We start from the raw sequence: 23,883 nt of genomic DNA on the forward strand, positions 1-23,883 counted from the left end.
CTATTCCTTTTCCTCAACCCAGATGTTGTTTTCGAAATCTCGGAGAAACGCCGATCCAGCAGGGGCGTCTATCAGGTGCAGCCAACTATCATCCTTGTTCAAGACAGCACCCAAGGCCACACATTCTACAGTCGCCTGCTCTGCTTCGAGCGCCGAAAGGCCGGAGGTGGTAGCTCGAATACGCCAGCCGCTGTCGTGAAAGGCGCTGTCTGAAGTGTTGTCCGCATCCTCTCGATAGATGAACTCGATACGGCGCGCCCCATTCAAGACCGCCCCGTCGACCAGACATCTCTCCCAATATTCGCGTGGCCCGACCGTTTGCGCCCTGTCATCTGAGAAAATGAGGTCGATGACCGCTGGTCGCGGAATTTGGATGACCCTGCCTTTTTCAAAATTCGGCATATCGCGCGGATCGGCCTCCAACCGCGCTTCGAAGGCTTCATCCGATACGCTCGTGATCACGAACCAAAGACGCTCCGCGTCCCATTGGGCGCTTTCGGGAATCGACTTGACCGTCGCCTTAATGAAGTCACCGTCCTTAAGCGCAGCAACATCCAAAGGATTGGGCAGGAAAAACGTATAAGGCGCGGATGCAGCGATCGGCCTGGGATCTACGATCCGATAGTCCGCGCCCTCCCACATCAGAACACCACCACCGACCGGATGCTCTCTCCGGCGTGCATCAGGTCGAAAGCCTCGTTGATGCGCTCCAGCGGCAGGGTGTGGGTGATCATCGGGTCGATCTCGATTTTGCCGTCCATGTACCAGTCGACGATCTTGGGCGTATCGGTGCGGCCGCGCGCCCCGCCGAAGGCGGAGCCGCGCCAGACCCGGCCGGTGACCAGCTGGAACGGGCGGGTGGCGATCTCCTTGCCCGCCTCGGCCACGCCGATGATGATGCTCTCGCCCCAGCCGCGGTGGCAGGCCTCAAGCGCCTGGCGCATGACCACAGTGTTGCCGGTGCAGTCGAAGGTGTAGTCGGCGCCGCCGCCGGTCAGTTCGACCAGATGGGCGACCACGTCGGAGACCTCTTTCGGATTGACGAAATGGGTCATGCCGAAGCGGCGGCCCCACTCCGCCTTGTCGGGGTTGATGTCCACGCCCACGATCATGTCGGCGCCGACCATCTTCAGCCCCTGGATGACGTTCAGGCCGATGCCGCCCAGGCCGAAGACCACGGCGTTGGCGCCCGGCTCGACCTTGGCCGTATTGACCACGGCGCCCACGCCGGTGGTCACGCCGCAGCCGACGTAGCAGGCCTTGTCGAAGGGTGCGTCCTTGCGGATCTTCGCCACCGCGATCTCGGGCAGGACGGTGTAGTTGGAGAAGGTCGAACAGCCCATATAGTGGGCGATGGCCTGACCCTTGTAGCTGAAGCGGCTGGTGCCGTCGGGCATCAGACCCTTGCCCTGGGTGGCGCGGATCGAGGTGCAGAGATTGGTCTTGCGCGACAGGCACGACTTACACTGGCGGCACTCGGGCGTGTAGAGCGGGATCACGTGGTCGCCGACGGCGACCGAGGTCACGCCCGGCCCCACCTCGACCACCACGCCCGCGCCCTCATGTCCCAGGATCGAGGGGAAGATGCCCTCGGAGTCCAGGCCGTCCAGCGTATAGGCGTCGGTGTGGCAGATCCCCGTCGCCTTGATCTCGATCAGCACCTCGCCGGCGCGCGGCCCCTCCAGATCGACCTCGACGATCTCGAGCGGCTTCTTGGCTTCGAAGGCGACGGCGGCGCGGGTTTTCATGGCGGGGACTCCTCGGTTTGCGCCTGTGTGTCACGAGGGGCGTCGCCGACGCTAGCCCCGCGCCGAAAACGCCACTCAGAATTTTTTAGTGCACTTTCGTGCAGATTTTTGCGATTCGTTCGCAAGTATGCGCCACATTCGATGTCTATCGCGCAACCACGCCAAGATCGGACGCAGGCTGACCGTCGGCGTCGAACGCGCTAATCAGGGTCATGACCCATCGCAACCTCGTCGTCCTGACCGGCGCCGGCATATCGGCCGAGAGCGGCGTGCCCACGTTTCGGGCGTCAGACGGCCTGTGGTGCGGGCACAGGGTGGAAGAGGTGGCGACGCCGGAGGGATATGCGGCGAACCCCGCCCTGGTGCAGGACTTCTACAACCAGCGGCGGCGGCAGTTGGCGGAGGTCCGGCCCAATGCGGCCCATGTCGCCCTGGCGGAGCTGGCCGCGCGGTGGGAGGGGGATTTCCTGCTGGTGACGCAAAACGTCGATGATCTGCACGACCGGGCCCATGCCGAGATCCCGCCGGGGGCGGGGTTCGAGCTGATCCATATGCACGGCGAACTGCTGAAGGCGCGCTGCACCCGCTCGGGCGTGGTGATGGACTGGGCGGGGGACATGGCGGCGGACGAGCCTTCCCGGCACCATCCGCAAGGGCGGATGCGGCCCCATATCGTCTGGTTCGGGGAGATGCCGCTACAGATGGAGCGGATCGAGGCGGCGCTGGCGGCCTGCGACCTGTTCGTTTCGATCGGCACCTCGGGCGCCGTCTATCCGGCGGCGGGGTTCGTGCAGTTGGCCCGATACGCCGGGGCGCGGACCGTCGAGATCAATCTGGAGCCGACGCAAGGGGCGCGCCTGTTCGACGAGGGGGTCTATGGTCCTGCGACCGAGGCCGTGCCGGCCTTCTTCCGCGACCTGCAGACCTGAAAACGACGGCCGCATCGCTGCGGCCGTCGATCTCTGGATCAAGCCTGATCAGGCCAGAACGACGATGGTCACGCGCCGGTTCTGCGCCCGGCCCTCGGGGGTGTCGTTCGAGGCGACCGGTTCTTCCTGGCCGTAGGAGATGGTCGACATCCGGTTCAGGGCCACGCCCTGGCGGTTCAGGAAGCGACGCACGGCCTCGGCCCGCTGCTCGCCCAGCTGGTCGTTATGCTCGGGCGTGCCGGTGGAGTCGGTATAGCCCTGGATCTCCAGATAGACGTTGCGGTTCTCGCTTTGCAGACGCTGGGCGAACTGGGCCAGCCGCTGTTCCGCCTCGGGCGACAGGGCGGCGGCGTCGGTCGGGAACTTCACGGAATCGTCGGACAGGACGACCTGATAGAGGAACTTGCCTTCCGCCAGCTTGTGGGCGTCATTGGCCCGTTGCAGGGCCTGGCCCGCCGTGCCCTCGACCTGGGTCACCCGGTTGTCCACCACCTCGACCTGATCACGCACGAAACGATGGCTGGCGCAGCCGCTGGCCGCAAAGCCCATTGCGATGAGGGCGCCGCCGAGGACCGCCGTCCTGAGTTTCGATCTGCTCAAGTTCATGTCTCCTTCTTGCTGGGGGCGCCACGCCCAGTTCATGCGCCCGATGAAACTGCGGTAGGCGACAAGGCGGAGTAATGACGCGCTTTAGGCGGCAAAATGTCAGCTTAGCCGTTCGGTCTTCGACGAAACCCGCCATTTTCGATGAACAAGTGGAACCAGAAGGCGCGCCGTTACGTTGCGCCGCCAGCAGGCTTCGCCGTATGGCGGACAATCTGGACTATTGCTGATCTTAGACAGCGACCAGTTGTATTCGCGCCTTCGCCACCTTCCTGACGCGACTGAATGTTTTCAACAGACAGTCGTGATTTTTTACAGGGGTTCGTCGCGAATGACCATGCGAACGACGTCTCACATCGCATCACGGATCGGCGATTGAGCCCGGCAGCGATCCGGCGACGGGCCCTGGCGGTCGCGCCGGTGGTCTTCGGCCATGCGGCCCTGGTGCTGATGATGACGGCCGTGCGGCCCGAGCCGCCGGCCCGGCCGACGCCGGAGCCGGCGATCCTGGTCGAACTGGTCGCTCCGCCGCCACAGCCGCCGCCGCCCGCGCGCATCCCCGCGCCCGATCCTTCGCCGACGCCTGACGCCCCGGCTGCGGCGGCCGAGACGCCCGCCCCGGCCAAGCCCGCCCCCCGACGCGCCCCGCCCGCCATCGCGGCGGCGCGGCCGCGCAAGATCGTCGACCGGCTTCCGCCCGATATCGAACCCCTGCCCGCCGCCCCCGCCCCGCCGGGTCCGCCCCTGCCCCTGCTCGGCGCGGCGCAGCTGGCGGGCGCCGCGACGGTCGGCGCCGGTCCGGGCGGCGGGGGCGGGAGTGGAGTCGGCGGCGCGGGCGGGAACGGCGGGACGGGATCAGGCCCAGGCTCCGGCGGCGGGTCCTGCGACATGGTGCGCTGGGTCCAGGACGCCGTGCGCGACGACGCCGCCGTGCGCCGCGCCGTCATCGCCGCCAGCCGGGACATGAACGCGGCCGGTCGGGCCATGCTGGTCTGGAACGGCGACTGGCTGCAAAGCCGCAACCAGGCCGGCAAGGGTCTGGCCGGAGTGCGCCAGGCCATTGCGCTGGAGGTCGCCTTCGCCCCGGCCGAGTGCCGAAACCAGCGGATGACGGGCCTGGCCGTGCTGACCCTGGAGGACGGCGCAGACGGGGCCCGGATCGCCCTGGGCAAGGGCAGCTGGCGCTGGTCGGACCTGCTGGGGGTGGGGTAACGATTTTTCTTTCGTCATCCTCCGGCAAGCCTCGCCTTCGCGGCGCAGACCGGGAGATGACGAAAGAAGAACAGGTTAGCCGCGCGGTCCGAACAGGATGATCCCCGCCCCGACCAGACAGACCGCCGCGCCGATCATATCCCAGCGGTCGGGCGTCGTCTTTTCGACCATCGCCATCCAGACCAGAGAGGCGCAGATATAGACCCCTCCATAGGCGGCGAAGGCCCGGCCCGCCGCATCGCTGGGAACCAGGGTCAGCAGCCAGGCGAAGGCAATCAGACAGACCAGACCCGGCGCCAGCCACAGCGGCGAGCGATCCAGCTTCAGCCAGGCCCAGAAGGCGAAACAGCCGCCGATCTCCGCCAGCGCCGCGAGCGGGTAGATCAGCAACGCCTTCACTCGGGCGCGTCCGGCTTCTCAGCCTTCGCCGCCCGCTCGGCCGCCAGCTTGGCCAGGACCCGGCCCCGGCCCCGGGCCAGGGCGTGGATGGCGCCGCGCATGGTGGCGACCTCCTGTTCGGAGAAGGCGGCGCGGCCCAGCATGACGCGCAGGTTCTGGCTCATCGAGCGCTTCTTCTCGGGCGGATAGAAGAAGCCGCCGTTTTCCAGTTCCTCCTCCAGATGTTCGTACATGCCGATCAACAGGTCGTTCGACGCCGGCGGCTCAGCCTCGCGGAAGCGCGGCGGCGGGGCGTCCAGGATCAGGGTGCGCCACTCATAGGCGTTGATCGCCACCGCCTGGGCCAGGTTCAGCGAATGGTGCTTGGGGTCGATCGGAATGGTGACGATGCCGGCGCACAGGGCGATGTCGGTCGTCTCCAGACCGGCGCGCTCGCCGCCGAACAGCAGACCGGTCTTCAGGCCCGAGGCCGTGTCGTCATAGAGGACGCGGCCGGCCTCGCGCGGGGTGCGGACCGGCTGTCGCGTCTCGCGCGGGCGGGCGGTGGTGGCGAAGACGGTGTTCAGATCGGCGATGGCCTCGGCGACCGTGTCGAACACCCGCACCCCCTCCAACACCCAGTCGGCGCCCGAGGCCGTGGCCCAGGCCCGCTCCTGCGGCCAGCCGTCGCGGGGAGCGACCAGGCGCAGATCGACCAGGCCGAAGTTCGCCATCACCCGCGCCACGGCGCCGATGTTCTCGGCCATCTGAGGCTTGTCGAGGATGACGGCGGGGGGAGTCAGATCGGGCATTCGATGCACATACTCTTTCCGCTCATCCCGGCGAAAGCCGGGACCCAGTGCTTTCGCATCGCCAACGGCGCCTTAATGCGTCGGACGAAAGGTCGAGCGCCGCTTTCAAGATCGAAGCGCCCAAAGGTCTGGATCCCGGCTTTCGCCGGGATGAGCGGATAACCAGGTTCAGTCCTCGCCGACCAGGGCCAGCCAGGGATCGGCGGTTCCGGCCTCGACCTCGGCGACCTTGACGGCGGGCCAGCCGATGGAGGCGTCGGCCGAGGCGGTCCAGGCGGCGGCGATGAAGTCGCGCAGCTCGGCCGCGCCCGCCGCCAGCCGTTCGTTGACGAAGGCCGCGCCGCGCGGATCGCTGTCGCGGAAGGCCCCCGCCTTCTCCAGTCGATAGAAGGGGACGACCGTGCCGAGCGTCGTCGTCAGATAGGCGACGGTGCGCCCCTTGACGTCGAAGCCATTCAGATCGGCGGCGGGCATGGCGGCCTCGACAGCGTCCAGGCGGGCGACGCGGCTGGTGAAGGCGCCTTCGAACAGGGCGTGGGTCTGGCGCGAATTGGTGAAGCCTTCCGGGTTCGGAAAATCGCCCCAGCCGTTGTAGTGGATGCTCGTATGGTGCGGCTGGGAGCCGTCGCCGACATAGTGGCCCATCACCCCGATGTCGCGCAGGATCAGGGCCTCGCGGCGGATACGGTCGGCGCGGTACCAGGCCTGACGCTCCATATTGGTCTCGCGCTTTTCGGCGGCGTTCAGCACGCGCCAATAGGCGAAGTCGCGGCCCAGGTTCTGCCAGGCGTCCATCATGGCGTAGGGCAGATAGCCGGCGTCATCGACGTCCAGACCGGCCTGGGTCAGGGCGGCGTCATACTCTGACTTCAGACGCGGCAGGGCGTTCAGGCTCATGCCGCGCTGGTCGAAGACCCGCCCCTGGTCGTCCAGGTCGATGAAGTGGGCCGTATCCCGTTCGCGGTCGTGCGGCTGGCCCGCGCCCTTCCAGCGGTCGGGCTCGCGCGCCAGTTCGCCGACGTCGGCGACGGCGCCGGGGGTCTTCAGAAAGGCGGGCAGGTCGTCCGGCAGGGCCCGCATCGCCGCCACCCCGATCAGCCGGTGCCCCGTATTGCCCCAGGCGTCGACCTGGACGGCGGGGACGGCGACGGCGAGGACCGCCAGGGCGGCGATGGCGAGACGTTTCATACAGGTGATCCTTGCGCAGATCACGACCGTCTAACGCATCCTTGATCGGCTCTCCAGCCCGACGAGGTGGCGATCGTGGCGCGAACGCCTAGGTTAGGCGGGCTCCCCGCCTTCTTGTCCCCTTCAGGCTCCACAGTCGCGGGCGAGCGACGACGTGATTGCGTCGTCGTCGTCGATGACGGCTTTCGTGGACGCCAGATCGAAAGGACCACGCATGTTGCGCGCGCCCCGCCTCGCCCTTCTCGTCTCCGCCGCCGCCCTTCTGACGGCCGCAGGCGCCCAGGCCCAAACCGCCACGCCCTATCAACCCGCCGGCCAGACGACGCCGACCCAGGCGGCCCCGGCCGATCCGAACGATCCTTCGACCTTCACCGATGAAGAACTGCGCAAATACGACGCCGCCATCACCCGCGTCCGCGCCGTCAGCGACACCCTGAACGGCGCCCAGCCGACGCCGGAACAGCAGGCGGAAATGGCCGCTGCGGTCCAGGATTCTGGGCTTGAGGTCGTGCGCTTCAACGCCATTTCGCGCGCCGCTGCGGACAATCCGGTGATCGACGCCCGGATCAGGGCCATGAAGGCGCCGCCGCCCGTCCCCGGCTCCGTCGCCGCCGGCGTCAGCGAGGCCGAACTGACCCAGTTCGTCCAGGCCATGGAGAAGATTCGCGCCGTGACCGCCACTGTGCAGAACGGCCAGGCCACGCCGGAACAGAGCGCCCAGCTGACCGCCGCCGTCCAGGGCTCGGGCCTGGCCGTGGATCGCTTCAACGCCATCGCCGCCGCCGTGTCCCAGGACCCGGGTCTTCGCGCCCGGGCCGAACTGATCGGCGCCCGCTATCAGGTCGCTCAATAGGGCTCAGGATGCGACGGGTTCGTCCTCGGCCGCCGGGACGGACGGACCCGCCTCCTCCTCGTTCAGCAGCCGGCCCTCGCGGCGCGGCTTGATATAGGGGGCCGGCTGCGGCGTCGGCATGTTTCCGCGCATCAGCTGGCGGCCCGCCGTAATGCCGCCGGTCAGTTGCAGGTCCAGCCGTGCTTCGTCGCGGCGGCGGACATCGCCGATGGTCTCGGCCGCCTCATGCTCGTCCATACCCAGTTCGACCAGGGCGCGTTCGCCGAACTTCAGGGCGGATTCGAAGGTCTCGCGGATCTGATAGTCCACTCCGGCCTGGATCAGCCGCATCGAATGGCCCCGGTCGAAGGCGCGGGCCATGATCTTGGTCGTCGGAAACTCGGACTTGACCAGTTCGACGATGCGGTCGGCGACCTCGGGCTTGTCCACGCAGACCAGGACGATCTCGGCCTCATCGGCGCCGGACGCCCGCAGCGTATGCAGCTGGGCGCCGTCGCCGTAATAGACCTTGAAGCCGAACTGGGAGGCGGCCTGGATCATCTCGACGTCGTTCTCGATGATCGAGACGTCCACGTCGCGGGCCAGAAGGGGCTGGGACACGACCTGGGCGAAACGGCCGAAGCCGATGATCAGCACCTGCCCGCGCAGATCCTTGGCGAATTCCACGCCGTCCGCATCTTCGGCCGACAAGGTCGGCTTGGGCAGGAGACGCTGGGTCAGCAGACTGGTCAGCGGCGTCAGGGCCATAGACAGGATGACGATGGCCGACATCATGGCCCCGACCTGGGCGTCGAACAAACCGGCCGTCACCGCCGCGCCATATAGGACGAAGGCGAACTCGCCGCCCTGGGCGAACAGGGCCGCGCGTTCCACCGCCTCATGGTGCGAAGCCTTGAACAGGCGGGCGACGGCATAGATGCCCAGAGCCTTCACCGCCATGAAGGCGACCACGCCGCCGACGACCAGACGCCAGTCGGCGACCACCACCGACAGGTCCAGCGACATGCCGACGCTGAGGAAGAACAGGCCCAGCAGAATGGCCCGGAACGGCTCCACATCCGCTTCCAGCTGATGGCGGAAGCTGGATTCCGACAGCAGGACCCCCGCCAGGAAGGCGCCCATGGCCATCGACAGACCGCCCAGGGACATGGCCCAGGCGGCGCCGACGACGACCAGCAGGGCCGCAGCCGTCATCACCTCGCGCCCGCCGTAGCGCGCCAGAAGACGGAAGATCGGATTGACCAGATATTTGCCGGCCAGCAGCACCCCGCCGACCGCCGCCACCGCAAAGCCGACGGTCTGCCACAGGGGCGGCGCCTGTTCGTTCGCCACGCCCAGGACCGAGGCCAGGACGGCGACGACGGCCAGAAGCGGCACGATGGCGAGGTCTTCGAGCAGCAGGATGGAGACCGCGCGCTGGCCTGGTCCGCCCGCGATCGCGCCGCGCTCTTCCAGCATCTGCATGATGATGGCGGTGGAGGACAGGACGAACCCCATGGCCCCGACGAAGGCGACGGGGGCGGAGAAGCCCGCCAGCATGGCAGTCAGAGTCAGAATGAAGCCGCAGAACAGCACCTGGGCCGCGCCCAGGCCGAATATCTCTTTCCGCAGCCCCCAAAGACGTTTGGGCCGCATCTCCAGGCCGATGATGAACAGGAAGATGACCACGCCGAACTCGGCGACGTGGAGAATGGTCTCGGGCTCGCGGAACAGCTTCAGGCCGAACGGACCGATGGCCAGGCCCGCCGCCAGATAGCCCAGCACCGAGCCCAGGCCGACCCGTTTGAACACGGGCACGGCGATCACCCCCGCCGCCAGCAGCGCCGCCGCCGCCCCCAAATCCAATCCCGACGCCGGCTCGGCCATGCTGCACCCCTGAAGCTAGGCTCCCATTGTGGGGAGGCTCGGCGCAGATTGCGAGAGGACGCGAAAGACACGCTGGAAGAGGATCGTGCGGCGAGCGGCGTCCGCGGCCACAGTTTCGCCTCAGACCAACCCGCGACTGACATCAAGGAGAACAACCGGAGGAAGCCATGTCACGCATCATCAGGATGGCGGCGCTGTCCGTTCTGAGCCTGTCCTTCGCCACACCGCCGGTCGCCGTGCCGAGCGTCGCCCTGGCCAAGCCGCTGGATGGCGAACCGACGCCGGCGGCGTGCCGACCGCTGGGGTTTGAGCTGCAAGCAGAACCAGACATGGAGGACGTCGTCGTCACGGCGTCGCGTGTTCAGGGCCGGACCCAAATGAATGCACCGCCCGCGCCGCCCGCGCCCCCTCCTCCGCCGCCTCCCCCACCGCCGCCGCCTCCCCCACCGCCGCCGCCTCCCCCCGCGATGGCGGGGAACGTGGTCGTCACCGGATATCGTGTCTCGCCGATCACGCCTGCGCCCACGCCCGCGCGGGCCGACACCGAACGCTATCCCGACGCGACGCCGAATCCGGTGAAGCGGACCAGCGATCAGCCGGTCTCGACCTTCTCCATCGACGTGGACACGGCGTCCTATTCGAACGTGAAGCGCTTCATCGACGAGGGTCGCGCGCCGCCCAAGGACGCGGTGCGGGTCGAGGAGCTGATCAACGCCTTCGACTATGACTACGCCCGGCCGACCAGCCGGAGCCGGCCGTTCGCGATCACCACGGCGGTCGCCGCCTCGCCCTGGGCGGAGGGGCGTCAGATCGTGCATGTCGGCCTGCAAGGCTATGAGCTGCCGGCGGGCGAGCAGCGGCCGCTGAACCTGACCTTCCTGGTTGACGTCTCCGGTTCGATGAACAGCCCCGACAAGCTGGACCTGGCCAAGAAGGCGATGAACCTGGCCATCGACCGACTGCGGCCGCAGGACACTCTGGCCGTCACCTATTACGCGGAAGGCGCCGGCACGACCCTGCAGCCCACCAAGGGCGACGAAAAGCTGAAGATGCGCTGTGCGGTCGCCAGCCTGAAGGCCTCGGGCGGCACGGCGGGGGCGACGGGCATGACCAACGCCTATGATCAGGCCCAGGCGAACTTCGCCCGTGACAAGGTCAACCGCATCCTGATGTTCACCGACGGCGACTTCAACGTGGGCGTCACCGACGACAAGCGGCTGGAGGACTATGTCGCCAACAAGCGCCAGACGGGAATCTATCTGTCGGTCTACGGCTTCGGGCGGGGCAACTATCAGGACGCGCGGATGCAGGCCATCGCCCAGGCGGGCAACGGCGTCGCGGCCTATGTCGACAGTCTGCGCGAGGCCCGGCGTCTGTTCGGGCCCGCCTTCGACAAGGGCGCCTTCCCCATCGCCGACGACGTCAAGATTCAGGTCGAGTTCAACCCCGCCCGCGTCGCCGAATGGCGGCTGATCGGATATGAAACCCGGCTGCTGAACGAGGAAGACTTCGCCAACGACCGGATCGACGCGGGCGAGGTCGGCTCCGGCGCCAGCGTCACCGCCCTCTATGAAATCACACCCGTCGGCGGCGCGACCCAGGTCCCTGAGCGGCGCTATCCCGACAATCGGATCGGGATCGGCGGCGGCGATCCGAACGGCGAGATCGGCTTCATCCAGATCCGCTACAAACAGCCGGGCCAGAGCCGGTCCGAACTGATCCAGCAGCCCCTGACCAACCGGGCGACCGGCCCCGTCGGCGCCCAGGCGCCGGAGTCGACGCGCTGGGCCATGGCCGTCGCGGCCTTCGGTCAGAAACTGAGGGACGATCCCTGGATGGCGGCCGACTACGGCTGGGATCAGATCGTCGAACAGGCCCAGGGCGCGCGGGGCGACGACCCCTACGGCGACCGGGCCGAGTTCGTGCAGCTGGTCCGTGCGGCGAAAGACCTGCCCCCTGCACGGACGCCGTAAGGCCGGAACCGCCGCCCTCGCGACGGGTTTTCAGCGCGACAGTCAGACAAGGAAGACCCGCGATGAAGATCCGCGACGTGATGACCCGCGACGTCCATCTGGCGCGCCCCGGCGATACGATCCAGGCGGTGGCCGAACGGATGGCCCGCGGCGACTTCGGCTTCATACCGGTCGCCGACGGGGACCGTCTGATCGGCGCCGTGACCGACCGCGATCTGGTGGTGCGCGCCTTAGCCGCCGGGGCCGCCCCCACCGCCCCGATCGTCGAATACATCACCCGCGACCCGCACACCGTGCTGGACACCGATGATCTGAAGTCTGTGCTGGACCTGATGGCCTCGCGTCAGATCCGGCGCGCCCCGGTGGTGGACAAGCACGGCCGCATCGTCGGCGTGATCTCCCTGGGCGACCTATCGACGCGGGTGAAGGAGCGGTACGCCGGCGAGGCCCTGGAGAGCATTTCGCGTTAACGCTGTCCGCTCACGCGACGCTAAGGCGAACCGTTCATCCTTACCCGGCTGAAACGGCCGGAGGACAGCCATGGCGCGCGCGCAGTTCCAGAAGGGGCAGAGGGTCTGGGTCGAATGCGTCGGCGCCTGGGCCACGGTCGAAAAGGTCCAGCCGGTCTGGGCCAAGGGGTTCGAAGAGCCCGTCCGCGTCACCTATGACGTCGGCCTGGGGCGGGAGTTCGCCGCCTCCGAACTGATGACTGCGGCCGAGGACGCCGCGAGCCGCGACCTGGGCGTCTGGCGCGTGCTGCGCGCCCGCAACAAGTGGCAGGCCGAGGAAGACTGTCTGCACCACCCTCAGCCCGGCACCTATCCCGTGGTCGTCACCGACACCGCCGACTGGGGCGGCTGGCGCGTGCCCGGCGCCGAATACGACCGCGATCCGCAACGGATCGAGTTTCAGGCGCGCCTGATCACGGCGGCGCCCCAGCTGATGCGGCTGGCCGAAAGCCTGATCGCCCTGGCGGCGGAAGCGCCCGAAGACGCCCCGCCCGCCGTGCTGGACCTGGCGCGACAGGCCCGCAGCGCCCTTCATCCGGTCGTGACCGTGGCGCAGGAGGCGCAGACGTCGCCGCAATCCCCAGCCGTCGCCGCCTGACGGGTCAGAAACCGTTAACCAAGTCTCGACAGGAATCCGCGACGCAGCCTAGATTCGCCTGATCAGCGGCATTTTGGCGGGAGAGCGACTTGCGGGGCATGGAGCGGCGGCAGCAAGGACGGGGACGGCGCGCCTCCGACCACGCCCCCGTCGGCGCCCCGGCCTGGATCCGCATCGGCGTCCTGGTCCTGGCCCTGGGCGCGACCGGCTGTGTGCTGGTGATGTCGCGCCATCTGAGCCAGCCCGGCCGCGAGGCCCATCGCCTGCGTGACGAAAACCTGGCCTTGAACGCCCAACTGGCCGCCAGCCGGATCGCCGTCCAGATCCAGGCCGCCCAGACCGGCTTCGACGCCGCCGCCCCCGTCCTGGGACAGGACGCCGCCCCTCTCGCTGCGGTCGAGGCGGCGCGACGCGCGGCGCCCGATGTCAGCTTTTCCGTCATCGACGCCACAGGCGCCCTGGTGGCGGCGCAAGGGCCGCGCAAGCCCGGCGCCCTGACCCTGGCCGGACCCCAGGCGGGCGGGCGGCGGCTGGAGGCCCATGTGGCCCAGGACCTGCCGGCTGCGCCCCCCTATCGGATCGTCTCGGCCGCCGGCCGTGTCCTGGCCTCGTCCCAGCCGGGCGAGGCGGGGCAATCGGCTGAAGCCCTGATCGGGGTGGAGCCCAAGGACCTGCCGTCCCTGACCGCGCCCCGCGCCGCACCGGAGGGCGGGGCGGTCGCGGCCGCGCCGATCGCGCCGGGCGGCCCCTATGTGACGGTGCTGGATCCCAAGGCCGAGGGCGGCGGGCTGATGGACGAAGCCTGGGTGCTGATCGCCCCCGTGCTGCTGGGTCTGGGCGTGCTGATCCTCTATCTGATCCAGGGCCTGCGACGCGCCAGGGCCAGCCGGGAATGGGCCTCGTCCGAGCGGCGGTTCCGGGTCGCGGTCGAGGCGGCTCGGTGCGGCGTCTGGGAATGGGACCTGGCGGGCGAGGAAGTCACCCTGTCCGACTATATGGCGACCCTGCTCGGCTTCGAACGCGGCGGGGTCGTGCGGGCCGAGGACGTCATGGCCCGCATCCATCCCCGTTTCCGCGACGAAGTCCGCCACGCCCTCGATCAGGCGGCAGCCTACGGCGCCTTCGAAGTCACCTTTCCCGTGGCGGCCGAGGACGGGCGCACCCGCTGGATCGACGCGCGGGGCCAGGCCCGCGGCGCGCGCGGCGAGGTCGGCTTTTCCGCCATATTGGGCGTGGCCCTGGACATCACCGAGGCCCGCCGCGCCAAGGCGGCCGCCCAGGCCGCCGAAAGCCGCCTGCGCGACGGGGTCGAGAGCATTTCCGACGCCTTCGTCCTGTTCGACCGCCACGGCCGCCTGATCCTGTGGAACCAGGGCTTCGAGGACGCCTTCGCCTTCACCCCCGGCGTGGTCCGGCGCGGTGCGCTGAAGGACGAGCTGAACCGGATCGCCGCCCTGGCGATCAAGGCCGAACACGCCCCCTCCGACGGGCGGGCGGGCCTGCGCGAGGTCGAACTGCACGACGGCCGCTGGCTGCAGCTGGCCGAACGCTTCACCTCAGAAGGCGGCTCGGTCGTCACCGCCGCCGACATCACCGCCATCAAGCGCGAAGAGGCCGAACGCCGCCGCGCCGTCGAAGACCTGAGCCGCACCGTCGCCCAGCTGGAATCCAGCCAGCAAATGCTGTCCCAGCTGGCGCGCCAATATGAGATCGCCATGACCCGGGCCGAGGCCGCCAACCAGGCCAAGTCCGAATTCCTGGCCAATATGAGCCATGAGCTGCGCACGCCGCTGAACGCCATCAACGGCTTTTCGGAGATCATGGCCGCCGAGCTGTTCGGTCCCATCGGCGATAAATACAAGGGTTACGCCGCCGACATACTGAAGTCGGGCCAGCATCTGCTCAGCCTGATCAACGACATCCTGGACATGGCCAAGATCGAGGCCGGCAAGATGACCCTGCACTATGAGCCGGTGTCGCTGAAGGGGGTGTGCGAGGACGCGGTTCGGCTGATGCGCGGCAAGGTTCAGGAGGCGGACCTGACCCTGAGCGTCGTGGGCGAGGATTTGCCCGACATCGAGGCGGATCAGCGCGGACTGAAACAGGTGATGCTGAACCTGATCTCCAACGCCGTGAAATTCACCCCCGCCGGCGGACGGATCACCCTGACCCTGGCGGCGACGCAAGGCGAAGACGGTCAGGCGCGGGTCAAGGTCTCCTGCGCCGACACCGGCATCGGCATCGCCCCCGAAGACCTGGCCCGCCTGGCCCGGCCGTTCGAACAGGTGGAAGGCCAGCACTCCAAGACCACCCAGGGCACCGGCCTGGGCCTGGCCCTGACCAAGTCCCTGATCGAAATGCATGGCGGCCGCCTGATGCTGGAAAGCGAACCGGGCGTCGGAACAGTGGTCAGCTTCGACCTGCCGGTGAAACGGCCCGAGGGCACGGTGACGCCGATGAAACAGGCGTTCGCGGCGTAGGGCTCAAGGACGGTCAGCCTTCGCCCTTGCTTCACGCGCGGCTTGAAGGCATGAGGGAGGCCTCACCTTGGACCTGCCCCTAAAACTAGGAGGCGGGTGGCTATCCTGACCGCCGATCCGTCAGGAAACCGACCCGAGCCTTGGGTCATCCCCACTGAAATCTCAATGACAATAGTTGCGTCCGTGCGCCAGCAATGGCTCGCCAACCCACGCCGTGATCTGCTGGCGGGGACCGTCGTCGCCCTGGCTCTGATCCCCGAGGCCATCGCCTTTTCGATCATCGCCGGGGTCGATCCGGCGGTCGGACTGTACGCCAGCTTCGTGATCGCGGTGACCATCGCCTTCGTCGGCGGTCGCCCGGCCATGATCTCGGCGGCGACCGGCGCCATGGCACTCCTGATGGTCGGGCTCGTGCGCGATCACGGGCTTGAATATCTGTTCGCGGCGTCGCTGCTGACCGGCGTGTTTCAGATCCTCATCGGCCTGATGAAGCTGGGCCGCTACATAAGGTTCGTCTCGCGCAGCGTGATGACCGGCTTCGTCAACGCCCTGGCGATCCTGATCTTCCTGGCCCAGATGCCTGAGCTGATCGGCGCCGACTGGCAGACCTTCGCCCTCGTCGGCGCGGCCCTGGCGATCATCTACGGCTTGCCCAGGATCACAAGGGCGGTCCCGTCTCCGCTGGTCGCCATCGTCGCCGTCAGCGCCTTCGTGATCCTGACGGGGCTCGATGTCCGCACTGTCGGCGACATGGGCCAGATGCCCTCGGCCCTGCCGATGTTCCATATTCCAAACGTGCCGCTGACCTGGGAGACGCTGACCGTCATCGGTCCGGCGGCGGCGACCCTGGCCTTTGTGGGCCTGTTGGAAAGCCTGCTGACCGCCAATCTGTTGGACGACATCACCGACACGCCGTCGGACAAGGACCGAGAGACGCGCGGACAGGGCATGGCCAATATCGCCTCGTCCCTGTTCGGCGGCATGGCGGGCTGCGCCATGATCGGCCAGTCGATCATCAATGTGACCAGCGGAGCCCGCGGCCGCCTGTCCACCCTGTGGGCCGGCCTGTTCCTGCTGTTTCTGATCCTGGTGCTTCAGGACTGGGTCGCCCAAATCCCCATGGCGGCCCTGGTGGCGGTGATGATCATGGTCTCGATCGGCGCCTTCGACTGGGGTTCAGTGTTGAAACTGCGCTCCACGCCGTTTCAGTCGTCTGTGGTGATGATCGCCACGACAGCGACGGTGGTCGTCACCCACGACCTGTCGAAGGGGGTGGTCCTGGGCGTGATCCTGTCCGCCGTCTTCTTCATGCGCAAGATCGGCAAGACCGTTCGCGTGGAGGAGATCGAGACGTCGCGAGAGGGCGTGTTGCGATACCGGGTGACCGGCAATCTCTTTTTCGCCTCGGCCGACGTGTTCGCCGCCGCCTTCGAACATCACGGCCGACCGACCCGCGTCGAGATCGACATGACCGACGCCCATCTCTGGGATCTGACCGGCGTGGCCGCCGTGGACAAGGTCGTGTTCCGCTATCGCCGTCAGGGGGCGCAGGTCGACCTCATCGGAATGAATGAGGCCGGGCGAACCCTGATCGACAAGCTGGGCCGGCATGACAAGAGCCACCTGCCCGTCGGCGCCGCCCACTGAGCCTCTTCTCTCCGTCGGCGGGCCATCGGTCGGTCCGCCCCGCCCCTTAAACCAGCTCTACCCCCATCGCCGTCGCCTCGCCGCCGCCGATGCACAGGGCGGCCATGCCCCGGGTCTTGCCGCGGGCCTTCAGGGCCGACAGCAGGGTGGTCAGGACGCGGGCGCCGGATGCGCCCAGCGGATGGCCCAGGGCGCAGGCGCCGCCGTTGACGTTGATCTTGTCGTGGGGGACGCCCAGCTCCTGCATGGCGATCATCGGCACGATGGCGAAGGCCTCGTTGACCTCCCACAGATCGACGTCCTCAGGCGTCCAGCCGGCCTTCTTCAGCGCCTTTTGCAGGGCGAAGACCGGGGCGGTGGTGAACAGGCTGGGCTCATGGGCGTGGGCGGCCTGGGCCACGACGCGGGCGATGGGGGTCAGACCCAGGGCCTGGGCCGTGGATTGGCGCATCATCACCAGGGCGGCCGCGCCGTCCGAGATGGAGGCGGCCGAGGCGGCGGTGATGGTCCCGTCCTTGCCGAAGGCGGGCTTCAGATTGGGGATCTTGGACGGGTCGGACTTGGTCGGCTGTTCGTCGCGGTCCACGACCACCACCCCCTTGCGCGTCTTGACCTCCACCGGGGTGATCTCGGCGTCGAAGTCGCCGTTGTCCTGGGCGCGCTTGGCCCGGCCGGCGCTTTCCACCGCATAGGCGTCCTGCTGTTCGCGGGTGAACTGATAGGCCTTGGCCGTGTCCTCGGCGAACTGGCCCATCAGCTTGCCGGGCTCATAGGCGTCTTCCAGACCGTCCAGATACATGCTGTCGGAGATGACGTCATGGCCGATGCGGGCGCCGCCGCGGTGCTTGTGCATCAGATAGGGGGCGTTGGTCATGGACTCCATGCCGCCCGCCACGATCACCTCGGCCGAGCCGGCCAGCAGGGCGTCATGGGCCATCATGGCCGCCTGCATGCCCGAGCCGCACATCTTGTTGATCGTGGTCGCCTCGGCCGAGATCGGCAGGCCCGCGCCGAGACCCGCCTGACGCGCCGGCGCCTGGCCCAGGCCGGCGGGCAGGACGCAGCCCATGATGATCTGTTCGACCTTGTCCGGCGCCAGGCCCGCCCGCTCCAGCGCCGCCTTCACCGCCGCCGCGCCCAGGTCGGTGGACTTGGCGTCCGACAGCACGCCCTGGAATCCGCCCATCGGGGTTCTGGCGTAGGAGACGATGACGACGGGATCTTGGGCGGGATCGGGGGACATGGCGGGCTTCCTCTTGATTTGGCGCCTGAGATAGCGATCCGACCGCCCGTTGTGAACCGGGATGCGAACCGGGTCGGGCGCGGCTCAGGCGAAATGGAGCCGCCGGTAACGGCCCCGGAAGTAGAGCAGGGGATCGCGGCGCGGCTCGAACCGGGCGCGCGTGACCCGGCCGATGAAGACCAGATGATCCCCCGCCTCCACCACCTGATGGGTGGCGCATTCGAAACTGGCCAGGGAGCCGGACAGTATGGGGGCGCCGGTGTCCCAGCTCTCCCAGGCGACGCCGTCGAACCGTTCGGCCGACGACCGGGCGAAAACGCCCGACATCGGCTGCTGGCCGATGTGCAGGACGTTGATGGCGAAATGCTCGGCCCGCCGGAACCGCTCCAGGTTCGACGAACTGCGCGCCAGGCAGAACAGGATCAGGGGCGGGTCCAGCGACACCGAGGAGAAGGAGTTGGCGGTCAGCCCCACCGGCTGGCCCTGTTCATCCAGGGTGGTGACCACCGTGACCCCGGTGGCGAAACAGCCCAGGGCGTCGCGCAGGGTCCGGGCGTCCGACCCGGCCTGATAATGCAGGGCCTGGCGCGGCGCATGGCGTTCCAGAAAGCCCAGCAGCGCCGCCTCGGTCGCCTCGCCCGCCGGTTCGGCTTCCAGATCGAGCCGCGGCAGGTCTGCGGGCGTCGCCGCATCCGGCGCCGCCCCGACGACGATCAGACAGCTGACCAGGGCCGGACCGGTCACGACCAGGGCCGGATGGACCGCCGCCAGGGTCTGGGCCGAACACAGTACGGCGGGTCGGGACGACAGTTCGGTCAAAAGGGCGCGCAGGGCGACCGCCGCCCCCTCCCCGTCCGCCTCGTCCAGCGGGGCCAGCAACACGTGACGCCCGGCCTCCACCAGGGCCCGCACCCACCGTCGCCCGTCCGCCGACAGCCGCTCGGGCGAACCGATCAGCAGGACGACCGGGTCCTCGGGATCGCCCAAACCTTGGACGTCCAGACCTTGGGCATCCAGACCTTGGACGTCCATGCCTCCGATCCGGGGCGGCGATTCAGTCATGAGGCTAGGCGGTCCAATCGGAAACGAAAGGCGTCTTTTAGGGGAAGTCCGCCCTCGGACGCCACGATTTACGACGCCGTCCCCGATTCGGATCATCCGGCATCCAGCGAGACCGTGGCGAAGGCGAACAGCCGGTCGACGGCCTGGCGGCGGGTGTTCGACGGCGCCGCTTCCGGTTCGGTCGGGCAGACGCAGCAGTCGGGCGGCGCTGATCTCCTTTTCAGTAGACGTCCCGGCGATAGCGGCCGTCTTCCAGCAGGGTCAGCAGGGCCTCCGCGCCCAGCGCCGCCTCCAGGGCTGCATGGACCCCCTGGGACATCCCCTCCAGACTGCCGCAGACATAGAGGGCCGCGCCCCGGTCCACCCAGGCGCGGACGTCCGACGCCGCCGCCGCGACCAGATCCTGCACATAGCGGCCGTCGCCCGGATCGCGCGAGAAACACCGGTCCAGCCGGGTCAGAACGCCGGACGCCAGCCAGGCCTGAAGCTCGGCGGCGAAGAAGGCGTCGTGCGCCTGGGTCCGCTCGCCGAACATCAGCCAGGCGCCGCTCCCCTGGCCCCCGTCTTGGGCCGCGCGGGCCTTCAGATGGGCCCTCAGCCCCGCGATCCCCGTGCCGTTGCCGATCAGGATCATCGGCGTCTGATCCTCCGGGCCGTGGAAGCTGCGGTTGGTCCGCACCCGCATGTCGATGGTTGCGCCCAGAGCCAGGTCCTGGGTCAGCCGCCCCGAGGCCAGGCCGGGCGTCCCGTCCGGCCGGCGCATCAGCCGCACCACCAGTTCGACCCGTCCGTCCGCCTGAATGGAGGCGATCGAATATTCGCGCGCGCCCGGCGTCACGCCGTCGCGTTCGGGCAGCCCCACCTCGGCGATGTCCCCGGCGGACCAGGGCGGCGCCGTCCCGACCGGCTCCAAGACCAGATGATAGGCTTCGCCGCCCGGACTGCCGGGATTGATCAGGGTCCGCTGCGTCAGCCGCCAGGGCTCATAGGCGGGCGGGGTCCAGTCGGGGGCCGTGGCCCGACCGGTGATCTGGTTCAACTGATGCTGCCAGTGGCGCACGGCGCCCGCGTCCCCGGCGTCCACCTCCACCAGATCGAACAGGGGCTCGGCGCCCGAGCGCCTCAGCCAGCCGTCCACCGCATGGCCGAAGCCGCAGAACTGATCATAGCTGCGGTCGCCCAGGGCCATCAGGCCGAACCGAAGCCCGCCCAGGTCGGCCGGCGCCCCCATGGCCTTTCGCACCAGCCGCGCGGCGCTGTCGGGCGGATCGCCTTCACCCGTCGTCGAGACGATCAGCAGGGCCCGGCCCGCCGCCTTCAGCGTCGCCAGGTCCAGGTCCGCAAACGACAGGACCCGCGCCCCCAAGCCGCCGTCCTGCAAGGCTCGGGCGGTCATCCAGGCCAGTTCCTCGGCCAGTCCCGTCTGGCTGGCGAAGGCCACAAGCACCGTCTCCTCCCCGTCTCCGGCCAGGGCCTCGGAGCGGGCGCGCGCCGCCGCCTTCGCCCGGCGCTCGCGCCAGACGATCAGGCCGATCAGGACCAGCCAGAGGCCGACGGCCGCCAGGGCCAGAAGCCAGCGGGACGGATCGTTCGTCACCCCGGCGCCGCCTCCGCCCCATCCTCCATCATGGCCTTGAAGGCCGGGCTCATCCGCTCGACCAGGCCGCGCGGCGTGCGTTCGACGAACAGGGCGGCCAAACCGACCGCTTCGGCGTACTCCGGCCCCTCGAACGGCCCCATGACCGTGAGGGCGCTGGCGTAGGCGTCGGCCTTCATGGCCGAGGCGTGCAGCACGGTGACCGAGGCCAGATTGTTGCTGACCGGCCGCCCCGTCGATCCGTCGATCGTATGGGGATAGAGCCGCCCCTCATGGCGGAAGGCGCGGCGATAGTCGCCGCTGGTCGCCATGGCCAGGTCGAACAGGGCCGCCACCGTGCGGGGCGAGGCGTCGCCCTCCGCCCGCTCGATCTCCACCCACCAGGGCTGGGCGTCAGGCTTGACCCCGCGCCCCTTCAGCTCTCCGCCGATCTCGACCAGGTGCGAGGTCGCGCCCAGGGCCGTCAGGGCGTCCGACACCCGGTCCACCGCATGGCCCTTGGCGATGCCGGACAGGTCCAGCTTCATCCCGCCCGGCTGCATCAGGCCGCGCGCCTCGCGGTTCATCCGCAGCCGTCCCCAGCCGCTGACCTTCAGGGCCGCCTCGACCTCTTCGTCGCTGGGCAGGGGCAGAAGGGCGCCGCGCGGTCCCGGCGGGCCGAAACCCCACAGATCGACCAGGGCGCCCAGGGTCGGATCGACCGCCCCATTGGTCTCGTCGCCCAGGTCCATGGCCGCATCGACCAGGTCCCAGAACGGCTGGGACACCGCCCACATGCCGGGCGGGGCGGCGTTGAACCGGCTGATCTCGCTGGACGGCTCCCACGGGCTGAACAGGGCCACGACCGTCGCCAGCTCCCGCTCGATCGCCTCGCGCAGGGCCGCCTCGGTCAGGCCGCGCGGCCCGATGGCGCGCACGCTCCAGGTCGTGCCCATGGTCCGGCCGTCCAGCGCCTGGATCTCGTCGCTGGGCGGCCGGGGCGGCGGCCCCTCGACCGGCGGGATCAGGACGCGGTTGTCGACCCGGTCCGCAAGCGGAACCGGGTCTCCCAGGGTGAGGACGGGCGGGGCGGCGCGCGAACCGCGCGAAAAGGGCGTGTCGGACATGCCCAGGGTCTAGGGCAGGACTTCCATCACCGCCACATAGTTGGCGTTCGATCCCAGGGTTTCTCCCTGGGCCGGGGTGCGGACCGAGGCGTTCAGCCAGTACAGGCCGGCCTCGGGCCAGGTGACGGTGAAGACGCCGTCGGCGCCGGTCTTGACCATCATCTCCTCGGGATTGTCGCGATAGCGCAGGCCGCCGCGCGCAACGACGACGTCCAGGTCGGCGGCGGGCTGGCCGTCCTTCAACAGTTTGAAGCTGGCGGCCTCGCCGGCGACCAGATCGTTCGGATGGGTCACGGGGACCAGCTCCAGCCCTTCGCCCGTGGTCTTGAACACGGTGTCGGTCGGATTGTTCAGGGTGACGAAGGTTTCGATCCGGCTGGCGGTGCGGGTCGCCTGGACGTCGGTCGCGCCTTCGGGCAGGGCGGCCGGATATTCGGCTGCGGTTCCACGCCAACGCTTCTGTTCGCCGTTCAGGGTGTAGCTGGCCATGACGCCGCCCATGACGTTGGCGACCTTATAGGTGCCGTTCTGCGTCAGATGGACGTCGAAGGTGGTGCGGTACTGGGCCTGCATCAGATGTTCGGGCTGGACGGTCGAGCCGTCGGGCGCCGTCACCACCAGGCCCGTCATCCGCATGGCGGCGTGGTCGGGGATGAAGACCCCGTTGGACATGCCCGCATCGAAACCGACCCAGGCGTCGGCGCCCGACAGGCTGGTCGAGGTCGGCGCCATCCAGGCGCGGTGCGCCTGGGCGGCCAGGGGCGCAGCCAGGGCGGCGGCGAAAGCCAGAAGCGCGACGGTCTTTTTCATGGGTCTGTTCCTCAGCGAGAGACGGTGACGCGCACGGCGCCCAGTTCGGTGGAGCCGGAGGCGTCGGCGGTATTGGCCCCGCCCCAGCGGAAGGGCACGCGCACCACCTCGCGCCCGCCCAGTTCGCGCGCCGCCTCGACCACCAGATTGTACTGGCCGGGCTGAAGGCCGCGCAGGCGGGCGGCGGGGACGTTGACGGTCTGGCGGCCCGGCGCGCGGGTGGCGCCCGAAATCCCGTCGGCGGGCAGGCTCATGGCCCGGCCGCCCTTGCGCCACCAGGTCCGCAGGTCCTTCAGCCAGTCCTTGCCGTCGCCCTCATTGTTGCGGGTCTGCTGGTACCAGACCGCCAGGGTCTGAACCGCCGTCTGATCCGGCTTCTCGATCCAGACCGCCACATAGGGCCGGTGATAGGAGGCGGTGTTCAGCCGCGGCACTTCGACCGTGACCGACAGATCCGCCGCCAGGGCCGGGGCGGCGGCCAGGGTCAGGCCGGCGGTGGTGACGACGATGGGGAGAAGACGCATCCGTTACACTCTCAATGGATGAAGATCAGGGCGATGACGACGGGGATCAGCAGGCCCAGCGCCGCCAGGGGCCAGGTGGAGGGACGGCCGCGCGCATGCAGCCACATCAGCCCCAGCCCCGTCACCGCAAAGATGACGCAGGCGACGGCGAAGACGTCGATGAACCAGAACCAGACCGTCCCCGCATTCCGCCCCTTATGCAGGTCGTTCAGATAGGCGATCCAGCCGCGCGTGGTCTTTTCATGGACCGCCTCGCCCGTCGCCCGGTCGATGGTCAGCCAGCCGTCGCCGCCGGGGATCGGCAGGGCGACGTAGATCTCCTCGGGCGTCGTCTCGGTCGGCCGCCCGGCGATCTGAACCTTCAGGGCCTCGGCCGACCAGCGGGCGACGGCGTCGGGAACCGGTTCGGTCGTCTCCTGCGGATAGGCCGAAAGCCGTTGCAGCAGGGGCGCCGGCAGGGTGGCGGTCTGTTCGACCGTCACCGGCTGGGCCGGAATGGAGGCCGCATGGTTCAGGGTGATGCCCGTGACCGCGAACAGGATCATGCCGACCAGGCTGACAGCCGCCGAAATCCAGTGCCAGGAATGCAGCTGCTTCAGCCAGAAGGACCGCGCGCCGTTCAGCGCCGCCTTCGGCTTTTTCGCGCCCCTTGAGGTCGGCTCGATCTGGTTTTGTGCGGCGAGTTCAGTCACGGAACGGCTGTGCCACTGTTGCGAACCGTTTGCAATAGAAAGCCATGCGGCGA

At 68.8% G+C, this 23,883-nt stretch carries 22 protein-coding genes and 1 other annotated feature; of the genes, 8 read left to right on the forward strand and 14 right to left on the reverse strand.

The window, feature by feature from the left end; all coding sequences use genetic code 11:
- Together JL11_RS00475 and JL11_RS00480 are read right to left on the reverse strand one after the other, a co-directional pair.
- Positions 1-642 carry an immunity protein Imm33 domain-containing protein gene (locus JL11_RS00475; protein WP_054763951.1) on the reverse strand — a complete coding sequence of 214 codons (642 nt, stop codon included), beginning with the start codon at positions 640-642 and terminating at the stop codon, positions 1-3.
- A complete protein-coding gene (locus tag JL11_RS00480; RefSeq protein WP_054763952.1) occupies positions 642-1,748 on the reverse strand; it encodes an S-(hydroxymethyl)glutathione dehydrogenase/class III alcohol dehydrogenase in 1,107 nt (368 codons plus the stop codon). The genes JL11_RS00475 and JL11_RS00480 overlap by 1 nt, the downstream gene beginning before the upstream one ends.
- Before the next feature lie 212 nt (positions 1,749-1,960).
- Between JL11_RS00480 and cobB the strand changes: the two genes are divergently transcribed.
- Positions 1,961-2,677: a Sir2 family NAD+-dependent deacetylase gene (gene cobB, locus JL11_RS00485; protein ID WP_054763953.1), complete on the forward strand. Its 717-nt coding sequence runs from the start codon at positions 1,961-1,963 to the stop codon at positions 2,675-2,677.
- Positions 2,678-2,725: 48 nt separating this feature from the next.
- Here the strand turns inward: cobB and JL11_RS00490 are convergent, their stop codons facing one another.
- Positions 2,726-3,283 (reverse strand): OmpA family protein, encoded by a 558-nt coding sequence (locus tag JL11_RS00490; protein WP_194166985.1) that lies wholly within the window; start codon positions 3,281-3,283, stop codon positions 2,726-2,728.
- A 372-nt stretch (positions 3,284-3,655) separates the two neighbouring features.
- Here JL11_RS00490 and JL11_RS00495 point away from each other — a divergent pair, with 372 nt between their 5' ends.
- The gene (locus JL11_RS00495) at positions 3,656-4,492 is read left to right on the forward strand and encodes a hypothetical protein (RefSeq protein ID WP_054763954.1); all 837 of its coding nucleotides are present in this window, start codon (positions 3,656-3,658) and stop codon (positions 4,490-4,492) included.
- 75 nt (positions 4,493-4,567) lie between these two features.
- Here JL11_RS00495 and JL11_RS00500 read toward each other — a convergent pair whose 3' ends face one another.
- The 3 genes from JL11_RS00500 to JL11_RS00510 form a co-directional block, all read right to left on the reverse strand.
- Positions 4,568-4,891 (reverse strand): YnfA family protein, encoded by a 324-nt coding sequence (locus JL11_RS00500; RefSeq protein WP_054763955.1) that lies wholly within the window; start codon positions 4,889-4,891, stop codon positions 4,568-4,570.
- The gene (locus JL11_RS00505) at positions 4,888-5,682 is read right to left on the reverse strand and encodes an RNA methyltransferase (protein ID WP_054763956.1); all 795 of its coding nucleotides are present in this window, start codon (positions 5,680-5,682) and stop codon (positions 4,888-4,890) included. The genes JL11_RS00500 and JL11_RS00505 overlap by 4 nt, the downstream gene beginning before the upstream one ends.
- Before the next feature lie 168 nt (positions 5,683-5,850).
- Positions 5,851-6,870, reverse strand: coding sequence for a hypothetical protein (locus JL11_RS00510; protein ID WP_054763957.1), 1,020 nt, complete (start codon positions 6,868-6,870; stop codon positions 5,851-5,853).
- Positions 6,871-7,084: 214 nt separating this feature from the next.
- On the opposite strand from JL11_RS00510, the gene JL11_RS00515 reads away from it, so the two are divergent.
- Positions 7,085-7,723: a DUF4168 domain-containing protein gene (locus JL11_RS00515; protein ID WP_231681356.1), complete on the forward strand. Its 639-nt coding sequence runs from the start codon at positions 7,085-7,087 to the stop codon at positions 7,721-7,723.
- A gap of 3 nt (positions 7,724-7,726) precedes the next feature.
- Here the strand turns inward: JL11_RS00515 and JL11_RS00520 are convergent, their stop codons facing one another.
- The gene (locus JL11_RS00520) at positions 7,727-9,589 is read right to left on the reverse strand and encodes a monovalent cation:proton antiporter-2 (CPA2) family protein (RefSeq protein ID WP_054763958.1); all 1,863 of its coding nucleotides are present in this window, start codon (positions 9,587-9,589) and stop codon (positions 7,727-7,729) included.
- Between the two features lie 167 nt (positions 9,590-9,756).
- Between JL11_RS00520 and JL11_RS00525 the strand changes: the two genes are divergently transcribed.
- From JL11_RS00525 to JL11_RS00545, 5 genes are all read left to right on the forward strand, one after another.
- On the forward strand, positions 9,757-11,562 hold the full coding sequence (locus tag JL11_RS00525; RefSeq protein WP_054763959.1) for a vWA domain-containing protein: 1,806 nt from the start codon (positions 9,757-9,759) through the stop codon (positions 11,560-11,562).
- Between the two features lie 62 nt (positions 11,563-11,624).
- The gene (locus JL11_RS00530; RefSeq protein ID WP_054763960.1) at positions 11,625-12,032 is read left to right on the forward strand and encodes a CBS domain-containing protein; all 408 of its coding nucleotides are present in this window, start codon (positions 11,625-11,627) and stop codon (positions 12,030-12,032) included.
- Positions 12,033-12,102: 70 nt separating this feature from the next.
- On the forward strand, positions 12,103-12,669 hold the full coding sequence (locus JL11_RS00535) for a hypothetical protein (RefSeq protein WP_054763961.1): 567 nt from the start codon (positions 12,103-12,105) through the stop codon (positions 12,667-12,669).
- A 98-nt stretch (positions 12,670-12,767) separates the two neighbouring features.
- Positions 12,768-15,149 (forward strand): PAS domain-containing sensor histidine kinase, encoded by a 2,382-nt coding sequence (locus JL11_RS00540; RefSeq protein WP_231681506.1) that lies wholly within the window; start codon positions 12,768-12,770, stop codon positions 15,147-15,149.
- 66 nt (positions 15,150-15,215) lie between these two features.
- Positions 15,216-15,279, forward strand: a sequence feature (sul1 is cis-regulatory element that is thought to sense ions involved in sulfur or methionine metabolism; They are found in Alphaproteobacteria).
- 53 nt (positions 15,280-15,332) lie between these two features.
- Entirely contained in the window at positions 15,333-16,796 is a 1,464-nt protein-coding gene (locus JL11_RS00545; RefSeq protein WP_442853663.1) for a SulP family inorganic anion transporter, read from the forward strand.
- 46 nt (positions 16,797-16,842) lie between these two features.
- Here the strand turns inward: JL11_RS00545 and JL11_RS00550 are convergent, their stop codons facing one another.
- The 7 genes from JL11_RS00550 to JL11_RS00580 form a co-directional block, all read right to left on the reverse strand.
- A complete protein-coding gene (locus tag JL11_RS00550; protein WP_054763964.1) occupies positions 16,843-18,039 on the reverse strand; it encodes an acetyl-CoA C-acyltransferase in 1,197 nt (398 codons plus the stop codon).
- Positions 18,040-18,123: 84 nt separating this feature from the next.
- Positions 18,124-19,071, reverse strand: a complete 948-nt coding sequence (locus JL11_RS17805; protein ID WP_228185258.1) for a flavin reductase family protein — start codon at positions 19,069-19,071, stop codon at positions 18,124-18,126.
- A 250-nt stretch (positions 19,072-19,321) separates the two neighbouring features.
- Complete coding sequence (locus JL11_RS00560; RefSeq protein WP_054763965.1) at positions 19,322-20,698, reverse strand: sulfite reductase subunit alpha; 1,377 nt, start codon at positions 20,696-20,698, stop codon at positions 19,322-19,324.
- Positions 20,695-21,804, reverse strand: a complete 1,110-nt coding sequence (locus JL11_RS00565; RefSeq protein WP_082382546.1) for an FAD:protein FMN transferase — start codon at positions 21,802-21,804, stop codon at positions 20,695-20,697. The genes JL11_RS00560 and JL11_RS00565 overlap by 4 nt, the downstream gene beginning before the upstream one ends.
- Before the next feature lie 9 nt (positions 21,805-21,813).
- Positions 21,814-22,614, reverse strand: coding sequence for a DUF4198 domain-containing protein (locus tag JL11_RS00570; RefSeq protein WP_054763966.1), 801 nt, complete (start codon positions 22,612-22,614; stop codon positions 21,814-21,816).
- Between the two features lie 11 nt (positions 22,615-22,625).
- A complete protein-coding gene (locus JL11_RS00575) occupies positions 22,626-23,138 on the reverse strand; it encodes a DUF2271 domain-containing protein (protein ID WP_054763967.1) in 513 nt (170 codons plus the stop codon).
- Positions 23,139-23,149: 11 nt separating this feature from the next.
- Positions 23,150-23,830: a PepSY-associated TM helix domain-containing protein gene (locus JL11_RS00580; protein WP_082382547.1), complete on the reverse strand. Its 681-nt coding sequence runs from the start codon at positions 23,828-23,830 to the stop codon at positions 23,150-23,152.
- Positions 23,831-23,883 lie beyond the last annotated feature (53 nt).

The sequence above is a fragment of the Brevundimonas sp. DS20 genome (assembly GCF_001310255.1).
In the GTDB taxonomy this organism is placed as follows: Bacteria; Pseudomonadota; Alphaproteobacteria; order Caulobacterales; family Caulobacteraceae; genus Brevundimonas; species Brevundimonas aurantiaca.